The following is a 10,957-nucleotide window of genomic DNA, read 5'->3' as shown; positions in this document are numbered from 1 at the left end:
TTTGGCACGCTGTTGAGTTCTCAAGGAACGGACGCTTCCTTTGTACTCACCCTCTCGGGCTTTCCTCCGGGCGCTTCCCTTCGGTATTTCGTGTTCCCGACTCTATCAGATCCTCGCGGTCCTGATTTCCTCGGTGCCTTTCCGGTTCCCGGTCCGGCCTTTCGGCTTTCCCGTTTCCCTTTCCGGCGGTTCCCACCGTATCAGTTCCTTTTCCAGTTCCTGACCACGGTCCGCGGACATGCGGACACCAGGCCGGAAAGGAGGGAATCCGATGTGGTGGGTGCTGCCCATCCGGTCGCCGTCGGCGTGGCCGGTCGCGGGCAGATCTAAGACTGTACAGGCCGGGACGCGGCCGGTGCAAATCGTTTCTGCGGGGCGCGCACCCCGGCCGGCCGGTCGCTGCCTGCCGGAATCGGGACGACGTGTGACTTACGCTGCTCGCGAGTGCGCCGTGCCTGATCAGCGGGGGCGGTGTGGGACTTCGCCCCCTTGGGAGGCTTGCCATGACCGACGTGACCTCACCTCTCTCCGGACATGTCGTCGGACTGTCCGCCGTGCCCGATCCCGTGTTCGCCGGGGCGATGGTGGGCCCCGGTACGGCCATCGATCCGGAGCGCGGGCCCTCGGAGGCCGTCTCCCCGGTCGACGGCCTCGTCGTCTCCCTCCATCCCCACGCTTATGTCGTGGTCGACGCCGAGGGCCACGGCGTCCTCACCCATCTGGGCATCGACACCGTGCAGCTCAACGGGGAGGGCTTCGAACTCCTGGTGGACAAGGGGGACCGGGTCACGCGCGGACAGCCTCTCGTGCGCTGGAACCCCGGCGCCGTGGAGCAGGCGGGCAAGTCCCCGGTCTGCCCGGTGGTCGCGCTGGAGGCGACCGGTGAGTCGCTGTCGGACCTCGTCGAGAGCGGAGACGTCCAGAGCGGGGAGGCTCTCTTCCGCTGGGAGTGAACCGGACCCGTGCTCCGCACAGGACGAGGCACAGGACGAGCCGGCCGGGACACCGGGCAGAGCGCGGCGCCCTCGCGTCGTGGTGACAACGGAGACGGTGAGATGGAAACAACGCTGCGGGGTGTCGGGGTGAGTCACGGAGTGGCGATCGGCGAGGTCCGCCATATGGGGACGGCCGTACTGGAACCGCCCGCCAGACAGGTTCCCGCCCAGGACGCGGGCAGCGAGCAGGCCAGGGCCCGGCAGGCGGTGGAGGCCGTGGCCGCCGACCTCACGGCGCGCGGCAACCTCGCGGGCGGAGACGCGCAGGCCGTCCTCGAAGCCCAGGCCATGATGGCGCTGGACCCCGAGCTGATGTCCGACGTGGAACGCCGGGTGGCCGTGGGGTCCACCGCCGAACGCGCCGTGTACGACGCCTTCGCCTCCTACCGGGCCCTGCTCGCCGGAGCGGGCGAGTACCTCGCCGGCCGGGTCGCCGACCTCGACGACGTGCGCAACCGCATCGTGGCCCGGCTGCTGGGCGTGCCGATGCCGGGTGTCCCCGACAGTGACGAGCCCTACGTGCTGATCGCCCGCGATCTCGCACCGGCCGACACCGCTCTGCTCGACCCGACGCTCGTCCTCGGGTTCGTGACCGAGGAGGGCGGCCCCACCAGTCACAGCGCGATCCTGGCCCGCGCGCTCGGCGTGCCGGCCGTGGTGGCGCTGCCCGGCGCCGGCGAACTGGCCGAGGGCACGGTCGTCGCGGTGGACGGCAGCTCCGGAGAGGTGTTCGTCTCCCCCGGCGCGCGCCGCCGCGCCGAACTGGAGGCGGCCGCCGCCGAACGGAAGGCGGCCCTCGCCGCCTCGCACGGACCGGGCGCGACCTCGGACGGCCACACGGTGCCGCTGCTCGCGAACATCGGCGGTCCCTCCGACGTACCGGCCGCGGTCGAGGCCGGTGCCGAGGGCGTCGGGCTGTTCCGCACCGAGTTCCTCTTCCTCGACGACAGCCGACGGCCGCCGTCCGAAAGTGAGCAGGTCGAGGCGTACCGCTCGGTGCTGGAGGCGTTCCCCGGCCGTCGTGTCGTGGTCCGGGTGCTCGACGCCGGGGCGGACAAGCCGCTGTCCTTCCTCACCCCCGGCGACGAGCCCAACCCCGCGCTCGGCGTGCGGGGGCTGCGCTCCCTGCTGGAACACCCGGAGGTGTTGCGCACCCAGTTGTCGGCGCTGGCCACCGCCGCCGCCGGCCTGCCCGTGCACCTGCAGGTCATGGCGCCGATGGTCGCCGACCGGGCCGACGCACGGGCCTTCGCCGACGCCTGCCGGGCGGCGGGACTGCCCGGGACCTTCGGGGCGATGGTGGAGATCCCCTCGGCCGCCCTGCGGGCCCGGTCGGTCCTCCGGGAGGTCGAGTTCCTCTCCCTGGGCACCAACGACCTGGCTCAGTACACCTTCGCGGCGGACCGGCAGGTGGGCGCGGTCGCCCGCTGGCAGGACCCGTGGCAGCCCGCGCTGCTGGACCTCGTGGCGTTCGCCGCGGAGGCGGCCCGCGCCGAGGGCAAGAGCTGCGGCGTGTGCGGGGAGGCGGCCGCCGACCCGCTGCTGGCCTGTGTGCTGACAGGGCTCGGTGTGACCTCCTTGTCGATGGGCGCGGCCTCGATCCCGTATGTGCGCTCGACTCTCGCGAAGCACACTCTCGCGCAGTGCGAGCGGGCCGGCGCCGCCGCTCGGGCCACGGATTCCGCCCAGGAGGCGCGGCAGGCCGCTCAGGGGGTGCTGTCCGGGGAGTAGCCCGGCGCGGCCGCGCCGGGCCCTCCTCGTCGGGGCGCCCTGACCGGCCGACCGGGTCAGGGCCGGACCGGTCGGGTCGGGGAGACCCCGGCGGCGTCGCCGGCCGCTCTCAGTCGCTCCCTCCGTCATGGCGGTGGGGAGGTTCGGGGTGGAGCAGGTCGAGGGCGGGCGCGGCCCGGTAGTCCACGCCGGGCTCGGGCGGGATCGGCTCGCCTGTGTCGGTGTCCGTGCAGTAGGCGTCGAAGACCTCCGCGGCCGACAGGGGGTGCAGGGTCCCTTCGCGCAGGCGCCAGCCGCGGACGCTGTCGGGTTCGCCGGCGCGGGCCGTGCGCGCGACGAGTCCTGAGGGTGCCTCGGTCACGAGGGCGGAGGCCAGGACCGTGGTCAGGTCGAGGGCGTCGTTCTCTTCGAGCCGGAAGGCGCCCTTCGGGGTGACGGTGACGTCGAGGTCGGCGAGCAGGGTGCCGGAGGGGGCGCTCGTGCTGCACACGAGGTGGTGGTCCCCGGGGCCGGCGACCTGGAGCACCGCCACGAGGAGATGGGCCGCGTGGTCGAAGGCGGCGCGGCCCAGGCTCTCGCCGCAGTCCGCGCAGTCCCCCGCGTCGCCGAGCAGTTCGCTCGCGTAGGCGAAGGTCGCCTGGCGGACCGCCCCGTCCACGAGTCGCGGCAGGAGCTCACGCAGCGGGCTGCCTTCGTACGGGACGGCCGGTCCGCGGCTCTGGAGGTGGGCCGTGAACCGGGCGCGGCTGGCCGGGTCGTCCGTTTCGAGGCCGGACTCGGCGCAGAACTCCTCGTACTCCTCGGGGTCGAACAGGGTCAGGGTCGTGTGCCTGCCCTGCGCGGCGCGCTGTTTGAGGCAGCGGTCCGCCTCGTCGAGGTAGGCGGCGTGCGTGTCGAAGCGGAAGGTGCGGTAGTGACGCATCCGGGCGAAGTCCTCCTCGTCGGTGAGGAGGGCGAGGGTGCCGGTGATCTCGCGGTGCAGGCCGCTGTTCCGGGGCCGGGTGCCGCGTGCCGGCCGCTCGGCGGCCGGCTGCTGGGTGATGGTCTTGTGTCGTGCCATGGTTCCCCCTGGTGACGTGGCGTCATGAGGATTCCCTCATTCGTCACTCACCGTAATCGCGGGCACTGACAATCGCTTCTCGGCGAGGGGGCGCGGACCAGTGGGGCTGGCCGAGGCAGGTGCCGCCAGGGGCCCCGAGGACGGCCCAGCCGGGGGCGGACTCGTACGCCCGGCGACCGGCGGTCCGCCCGGGTGGGCGCATGTGCGGACGGTGTCGAAGCACCTGGGGGTGGACCCGCGGTGGGCGGTGCGGGGCACCGATCCCGCGACGCTCGCCCGGCACGACGGGCGGATGCTCATGACCTCGGGGTGGGTGAGCCGGGTGCTTCAGGAGACAGTGGCGCTGCCGCTGGTGGACGAGGCCGTGGGGCGGCGCGTCCGCGAGGTCGGTCAGACGTACACCGAGCGCCGGTCCGCGCTGGTCGGAGCGCTGGAGCGGCCTACGGGCGCAGCGGGATGAACGTGTGGGTGCCGGGGCGGGACGAGTCGGCGGTGGTGGGCGGACTGCGCTCGCGCGGCTGGTGGACGGCGGCGGGGGCGCGGTTCCGGATCGCCTCGCCCCCGGCTGTCCGGAACACCACGGCGAGGCTGGAGCCGGCCGGGGCAAAGCGGCTGGCCGCCGACTTCGCCGAGGTGCTGCGGGAGGGCGAGGCGACGTACGGGGGGGTGAGCGCCGGCGCTCAGCGCAAGGGCCCGGTGCGCCCGCGTTCAGGAAGAGCGTTCGCGCGCCAGGTCCTCGTAGGTCCGCAGCAGGGTGACGTCGTCGACCGAGCCGGGGTTGACGGCCTGGGCCAGCGGCGTGCCCTGGAGGAGGCGTTTGACGGGGACCTCGATGCGTTTGCCGGTGAGGGTGTGCGGGACGGCGGGGACCTCGATGATCTCGTCGGGGACGTGGCGGGGGGACAGTTCGGAGCGCAGGGCGGCGGCGACGCGGGCGCGCAGCGCGTCGTCGAGCACCGCGCCCTCGGCGAGCTGGACGAACAGCGGCATCCAGTAGCCGCCGTCGGGCTGTTCGACGCCGACGACAAGGGACTCGCGGATCTCGGGGAGGCGTTCGACGACCTCGTAGATGTCGGCGGAGCCCATGCGCACGCCCTGCCGGTTGAGGGTGGAGTCGGAGCGCCCGTGGATGATCACCGATCCGTGCGAGGTGAGGGTGATCCAGTCGCCGTGCCGCCACACGCCGGGGTACGTGGAGAAGTAGCTGTCGTGGTAGCGGCTGTCGTCGGGGTCGTTCCAGAAGCGGACCGGCATGGACGGCATGGGCCGGGTGACGACGAGCTCGCCGACCTCGTCCACGAGGGGCCGGCCCTCGGGGTCCCACGCCTGGAGGTCGACGCCGAGGCTCGGTGCCTGGAGTTCGCCGAGGCGGACGGGGAGGGTGGGGACGGCTCCGGCGAAGCAGCTGCACACGTCGGTGCCGCCGCTGACCGAGGCGATCCACAGGTCCTCGCCCGCCTCCTCGTGCAGCCAGCGGAAGCCGTCCGGCGGGAGGGGCGAGCCGGTGGTGGCGACGCAGCGCACGCGGCTGAGGTCGAAGTCGCGGGCCGGGTGGAGTCCGGCCTTGCGGCAGGCCATGACGTACGCGGCCGAAGTGCCGTACAGGGTCGTTCCGGTGGCCTCGGCGACGCGCCACTGCCCGGCGGTGTCGGGGTAGCCGGGACTGCCGTCGTAGAGGACGAGGCCGGCGCCGGTGAGCAGTCCGGAGACGAGGAAGTTCCACATCATCCAGCCGGTCGAGGTGTACCAGAAGAAGCGGTCGCCGGGGCCGAGGTCGCAGTGCAGGCCGATCTGCTTGAGGTGTTCGAGCAGGATGCCGCCCTGGGACTGGACGATGGCCTTCGGCAGCCCGGTGGTGCCGGACGAGTAGAGGACCCACAACGGGTGGTCGAAGGGGACCTGCTCGAAGACCGGTTCGGTGTCGGCGGCGACCAGGCCGGCCCAGTCCAGGGCGCCGTCCGGGGCGTCCGTGCCGAGCAGGGGCACGTGGACGAGCGCGCGCAGCGTGGGCAGTTCGGCGCGCAGTTCGGCGACGGTGTCGCGGCGGTCGTGTTCCTTGCCTCCGTAGCGGTAGCCGTCGACCGCGAACAGGACGACGGGTTCCACCTGCTGGAAGCGGTCGAGGACGCCGCGGGCGCCGAAGTCGGGGGCGCAGGAGGTCCACGTCGCGCCGACCGTCGCGGCCGCGAGGAAGGCGATGACGGCCTGCGGCACGTTGGGCAGGTAGCCGCTGACCCGGTCGCCGGGGCGTACCCCCAGCTCGCGCAGGGCGGCGGCGAGGGAGCCGACCTGGCGGCGCAGTTCGGTCCAGGTGACCGGTTCCGGGCCGTGGGTCTCGTCGACGTGCAGGAGGGCCGCCTCGCCCGCGCGCAGGGAGTCCTCCGCGGCGCGCAGGGCGTGTTCGGCGTAGTTGAGGCGGGCGCCGGTGAACCACCGCGCGCCGGGCAGTGAGCGGTCGGCGAGTACCTGTTCGTACGGGGTGGAGAACCGTACGTCGAACCACTCGGCGACGCTCTGCCAGAAGGTGTCGAGTTCGGCGACGGACCAGCGGTGCAGGGCGGCGTACCCGCCGTCCGCGGGTGCGCCGTGGTGTTCGGCGGCCCAGGACTGGAAACGGCTGACGGCGGCGCTCTCGACGCGGGCCTCGTCGGGCTCCCACAGCGGCTGGGGCGGCTGCGGCGCGGCGGTGGACACGGGGGCGGCTCCCTGGTTCTCCGGGGTGTTGCGTGGTCGTCGGCGACGATGCCACGGGTCGCGGGCGCACACCAGAGCGACGGCGCGCGGGGCGGGCGCGCCGGTGCCGGTCGGCGCGCCGAGGGCCGGGCTCGCGCGCGGTTCGTGGCGGGGACCGGCCGGGACCGGGTGGCTTGGGTGAACGGCGGCTGAACGCCACCCCCGCGTGGGCGATTCGGTGACACTCTGGCTCCATGATCGGTCGTGATCTGGTGCGTTCGGTGACGGCGGCCCGCGTGGGCGGCCCCGGGCTGGGGCTGCGGGCCTGGCGGGCCGCCGTGCGGGCGCGCCGCGCCGAGGCCGAGGGGTCCGGGACGGCGGAGCGTGCGCGGGTCCCCGGTGCGGTCACGGGGGTGGAGCCGGAGCCGGGCGGCGGCCTGATCCGGTTCGGGCGTTCGGCCCTGTACGTGCGGGTGACGGTGCGGGGCGCGGTCTTCCTCGGCTGGGACGGGGCGCGGCCCGCCCCTTCGTACGCCCTCGCCGGGGAGGGGGTGACCGAGCCGGACGAGCGGGTGCTGCTGGAGCCGGATACGGAGGGCGGGTTCCGGATCGTCGCGGAGCGGGTGACCCTGACGGTGTCGCGGCGCGGGACGGTCGAGGTGTGCACGCCGGGCGGCGTGGTGCTGCGCAGGGACGAGCCGCCCCGCTGGTGGGAGCGGTCGGCGGGGCCGCGCGCTCCGCGTTTCCCGTTTCCGGCCGGGGACGCCGGCCGGGTCACGGTGCCGGGCCGCGGGGTGCCCCCGAGGGACGGGGCGCCGGGGACCGTGGAGGACGGGGAGCCGCCCCCGCGCCCCCTGGCCGACGCGGACCGGGACGGCCCGTCCCGGGGTCAGGTCCCTTCGGGCCGGGAGCCGGGCGGGCCCGGCGCCGGGGGCGGTCGCTGGGAGCAGCGCTCCGAGGTGAGCGCGGACGCGCGCTTCTTCGGTTCCCTCGCGGACGGTGGTCCGGCCCGGACGGCGCGGGGCGGGGCGGCACCCGGCGGCGGGTTCCGGCTGGTGCCGGGCGCGTATCCGCTGGGCGCCCGGGACGGGGCCGGGGGTCTGCGGATGCCGGTGCAGGTCGTGGTGGCGGACGCCGGGGCGCATCTGGTGTTCCACGACACGACGGGGGAGGGGACGCTCACCGTCCGGGACGGGGTGGAGGGGGCCGGTTCGGGGCACGACCGGCCGGCGGTGACCGTGCTGGGGATGCGCGGCGGCCCGGTGCGGTACTGGATCGTGGTGGGCCCCCCGCAGCGGCTCGCCTACGGCTGGGCCTCGCTGACGGGGGCTCCCCTGCCGCCGCCGGACTGGGCGCTGGGCCATCACCACGAGCCGGCTCTCCCGTTCGGTGCGGCCGGGGTGCGGGAACTGGCCGAGGGGTTCCGGGCGCGGGCGATTCCCTTGGACGCGGTCCTTCTCGATCCCCCTCCGGTGGCGGACGGGTCCCGCCAGGCGCTTGGTGACGGCCGGTCCGCTCCCACGGGTCCCACGGGCCGGGAGCGTTTCCCCGGCCCCGCGGCGCTCGGCGCCGATCTGCCCGGCCTCGGGGTGCGTACGGTGGCGGTGGCGCGCGACCGGGGCGGGGCGTCTCACCCGGGCTGCACCGCAAGCGGCCCCGGCCCCGATTCCGGTCTGCGCGAGTGGCGGAGCGGGCCGTCCGGGCGGCGGCTCGCCGAGGGGTTCGCGGACTTCGTCCACGAGGAGGCCGGCTGCCCGTCCGTCCCCTCGCGCGTCGGTCCGGGCACGGTGGACTCCGTCGTCCCGCCGCCCCGGCCCTCCCCGGACGGGCGGGCCGGGGAGTGCCGGGGGGCCACGGGCGTCCACGAGCCGGGCGTGAGCCGTGCGGCGGGCCACGGCCTTCGGGCCCCGGGCACGCGCCCCTTCCTCGTCTCGGACTCGGGGTGGGCCGGGGTCCAGCGGTACGGCGGGGTCCGGCTCGCGCCCGGCGGGGCGGCCGACGGGTGGGAGGCGCTGCGGGCCTCGCTGGGCCGGGTGCTGGGGCTCGGGCTGTGCGGGGTGCCGTTCAGCGGGCCGCGGGCCTCGGGCGACGGGGAGCTGGGGCTGCGGTCGCTGCAACTGGCGGCGTATCTGCCCCTGTTGTGCACCGGCCCGGGGGTGGTGGACGAGGGAGGAGGCGACGAGCGGGTCCGGGCGGTGCTGCGGGAGCGGGCGCGGCTGCGGCCGTACTTCATGACGCTGGCCCGGTACGCGGCGCTGTGGGGCGCTCCGTGGGCACGCCCGCTGTGGTGGCTCGCCCCGGAGGACCGGGCGCTGCGGGACTGCGGGGACGCCTTCCTGCTCGGTGACGCGCTGCTGGTGGCCCCCGTGCTCGCGGCCGGGCTGCGGGTGCGGAGCGTGCCACTGCCGCCGGGGCGCTGGTACGACACGGTGACCGGGGCGATCTACCCGGGTTCCCGGACGGTCGAGGTGGCGGCCCCGCTGTCGCGTCCGGCGGTCCTGGCGCGGGCGGGCGCGGTGCTCCCGGTGCGTGGCGCGGACGGTGCCACGGAGCTGGAGGTCTGGGCGCCGGCCGAGGGGCAGTCCACGGGCGGCGGGACGGTCCTCGCCGGTCCGGCGGACGGTGGGGAGCAGCCGGTGGCGGAGCACTACGTCTCGCGGCGCGAACCGGACGGGCGGGTGGTCGTGGAGCGGACGGACGACGGTCCGCTCACCGGGCGCGCGGTACGGGTGCGTGGTCTGGGTCGCGGCCCCGGGGAGGGCGGGGTTCAGACGTAGCGGCCCTCGAACCACGCCCGCGCGGCGAGGGTGTGCAGCGGGAAGCCGAGCCGGGCCGGGCCGCGCAGTACGTGGCGGCCGTCGGTCTCGTCGGTGGGTACCGACCGGGGGAGTTCGGCGGCGGGACGTACGGGCAGCAGGCCGAACAGGAGCAGGTGGCCGTCGTTCGAGGAGAGGGCGTCGGCGAGCCGTACGTCGCGTACGGCGGCCTCGATACCGGTCTCCTCGCGCAGTTCGCGTACGACGGCGTGCCGCCAGTCCTCGTCGTGGTCGACGAAGCCGCCGGGCAGGGCGACGGTGCCCCGGGCGGGCTCGATCGCGCGGGTGATGACGACCAGCCCGGTGCCGGAGCGGTCGTACACGGGCTGGAGGGCGACCGCCACCGGCAGCGGATTGCCGTAGGCCGCCGCTCCGCACTCGGCGCAGGTACGGGGCCAGCCGGCCGGGTCCGGGTAGCGCGCTCCGCAGCTCGAACAGTGGGAGTCCCGCTCCGGCGGGGCGGGAGCGGGGGCGGGGGGACCGTCGACGGTGGGCTGAGTCCGGGACACGCGCGGACTTTATCCGATCCGGTCGAACTCTTGCTCTCCCCCTCCCCCGTGGGCCCCGGCGCGTCGTCAGGGGCGGTGCAGCGAGCGCAGGGCGACGGGGAAGTCGAAGTAGGTGTCGGGGTACTGCTCGGGCTGGTGGGTGAAGTGCCACCACTCCTCGGGGAGGTTGGTGAAGCCCTCGCGCTCCAGGGTGGTCTTGAGGAGCGTGCGGTGGGCACGCTGGACGCCGGTGACGCGCGGGTCCTCCGTGTGGGCGAGCGTGTCGAAGCAGTCGAAACCGGTACCGGTGTCCACGGAGTTGTCGGGGAACCGTTCCTTCTTCGGCCCGTAGCACGGGGTGAGCGTCTGGCCCGGCCGGTACGGGCGGGTGGGCAGGGCCGGCAGCCGCACCACGGTCAGGTCGAGGGTCGAGCCCCGGCTGTGCCCGGACTTCTCCGCGATGTAACCGTCCGCGAACAGCCGGGTCTTGTCCACGCGAGGGTAGAACTCGGCCTTCATCCGCTGGTCGCCGAGGTCCCTGGCCCAGTCGACGAAGTGGTCGACGGCGCGCTGCGGCCGGTAGCAGTCGTAGACCTTGAGGGAGTACCCCTGGCGCAGCAGCGTGCGCTGCGCGCGGCGCAGGGCCTCGGCGGTGGAGCGGGTGAGCAGGCACAGGGGCTGCTCGTATCCGGTGACGGGCACGCCCATGAAGTTGTGCGGCGTGAAGTAGCGGATCTCCTCGATGATCGTCGGGTCGACCCGGCGCAGTTCGACGAATGAGGCGGGCGCCTCCGGGTCGCGTCCGGCGCCCGGCCCGGCCTGGGCGGGGGCGACGGTCGCGCCGACGGCGAGCAGGGTGACGGTCGCGAGCGTGAGGAGGGCGCACACAGGTGCGGGAAGTCGTCGTCTCATGGAGCACCGGTCTACCAGGAACCACGGTTTTCCCACAGGTGCCTGACAGGGCATCGCATACGACCGGGGGCGACGGGGACGCTCCGCCGGGGCCGGGCGGCGACCGGCACGGCGGTCCGGCGTGCCGGCGAGCGCCGTGGCGCCCGGCGTGCCGGCCGGTGCCGGTCCGGGAGGGGGGGGGGGGCCGGGGGGGGCCCCCCCCCCCCCCCGCCGGGGCCCCCCCCCGCCCCGGCCCCCCGGGGGGGGGCGGCGGCGGCCCGGGTGGGCGGGGACCAGGAGGTG

The 10,957-nt window shown here is 75.1% G+C and carries 9 protein-coding genes; 5 read left to right on the top strand and 4 right to left on the bottom strand.

Annotation, left to right across the window (positions count from 1 at the left end; translation table 11 throughout):
• The 3 genes from ACFYMP_RS11445 to ptsP form a co-directional block, all read left to right on the top strand.
• The coding region (locus ACFYMP_RS11445; protein WP_388854243.1) for a hypothetical protein at nucleotides 1–330 on the top strand (330 nt) is incomplete at its 5' end.
• Nucleotides 331–503: 173 nt separating this feature from the next.
• Complete coding sequence (locus ACFYMP_RS11440) at nucleotides 504–953, top strand: PTS glucose transporter subunit IIA (protein ID WP_388854240.1); 450 nt, start codon at nucleotides 504–506, stop codon at nucleotides 951–953.
• 102 nt (nucleotides 954–1,055) lie between these two features.
• Nucleotides 1,056–2,726: a phosphoenolpyruvate--protein phosphotransferase gene (gene ptsP / locus ACFYMP_RS11435; RefSeq protein WP_388854237.1), complete on the top strand. Its 1,671-nt coding sequence runs from the start codon at nucleotides 1,056–1,058 to the stop codon at nucleotides 2,724–2,726.
• Between the two features lie 109 nt (nucleotides 2,727–2,835).
• Here the strand turns inward: ptsP and ACFYMP_RS11430 are convergent, their stop codons facing one another.
• Nucleotides 2,836–3,786 (bottom strand): hypothetical protein, encoded by a 951-nt coding sequence (locus ACFYMP_RS11430; protein ID WP_388854234.1) that lies wholly within the window; start codon nucleotides 3,784–3,786, stop codon nucleotides 2,836–2,838.
• Between the two features lie 211 nt (nucleotides 3,787–3,997).
• Between ACFYMP_RS11430 and ACFYMP_RS11425 the strand changes: the two genes are divergently transcribed.
• On the top strand, nucleotides 3,998–4,246 hold the full coding sequence (locus ACFYMP_RS11425; protein ID WP_388854231.1) for a hypothetical protein: 249 nt from the start codon (nucleotides 3,998–4,000) through the stop codon (nucleotides 4,244–4,246).
• Nucleotides 4,247–4,494: 248 nt separating this feature from the next.
• On the opposite strand, the gene ACFYMP_RS11420 is transcribed toward ACFYMP_RS11425, so the two are convergent.
• The gene (locus tag ACFYMP_RS11420) at nucleotides 4,495–6,480 is read right to left on the bottom strand and encodes an acetoacetate--CoA ligase (RefSeq protein ID WP_388854228.1); all 1,986 of its coding nucleotides are present in this window, start codon (nucleotides 6,478–6,480) and stop codon (nucleotides 4,495–4,497) included.
• Nucleotides 6,481–6,713: 233 nt separating this feature from the next.
• On the opposite strand from ACFYMP_RS11420, the gene ACFYMP_RS11415 reads away from it, so the two are divergent.
• A complete protein-coding gene (locus ACFYMP_RS11415; RefSeq protein WP_388854225.1) occupies nucleotides 6,714–9,236 on the top strand; it encodes a TIM-barrel domain-containing protein in 2,523 nt (840 codons plus the stop codon).
• Here the strand turns inward: ACFYMP_RS11415 and ACFYMP_RS11410 are convergent.
• Both ACFYMP_RS11410 and ACFYMP_RS11405 read right to left on the bottom strand, forming a co-directional pair.
• Nucleotides 9,227–9,784 (bottom strand): NUDIX domain-containing protein, encoded by a 558-nt coding sequence (locus ACFYMP_RS11410; RefSeq protein ID WP_388854222.1) that lies wholly within the window; start codon nucleotides 9,782–9,784, stop codon nucleotides 9,227–9,229. The genes ACFYMP_RS11415 and ACFYMP_RS11410 overlap by 10 nt on opposite strands.
• Before the next feature lie 66 nt (nucleotides 9,785–9,850).
• Entirely contained in the window at nucleotides 9,851–10,675 is an 825-nt protein-coding gene (locus tag ACFYMP_RS11405) for a M15 family metallopeptidase (RefSeq protein ID WP_388854219.1), read from the bottom strand.
• Nucleotides 10,676–10,957 lie beyond the last annotated feature (282 nt).

The organism is Streptomyces sp. NPDC007088 (assembly GCF_042869355.1).
In the GTDB taxonomy this organism is placed as follows: domain Bacteria; phylum Actinomycetota; class Actinomycetes; order Streptomycetales; family Streptomycetaceae; genus Streptomyces.
This window is presented reverse-complemented; position numbering and strand designations above follow the sequence as displayed.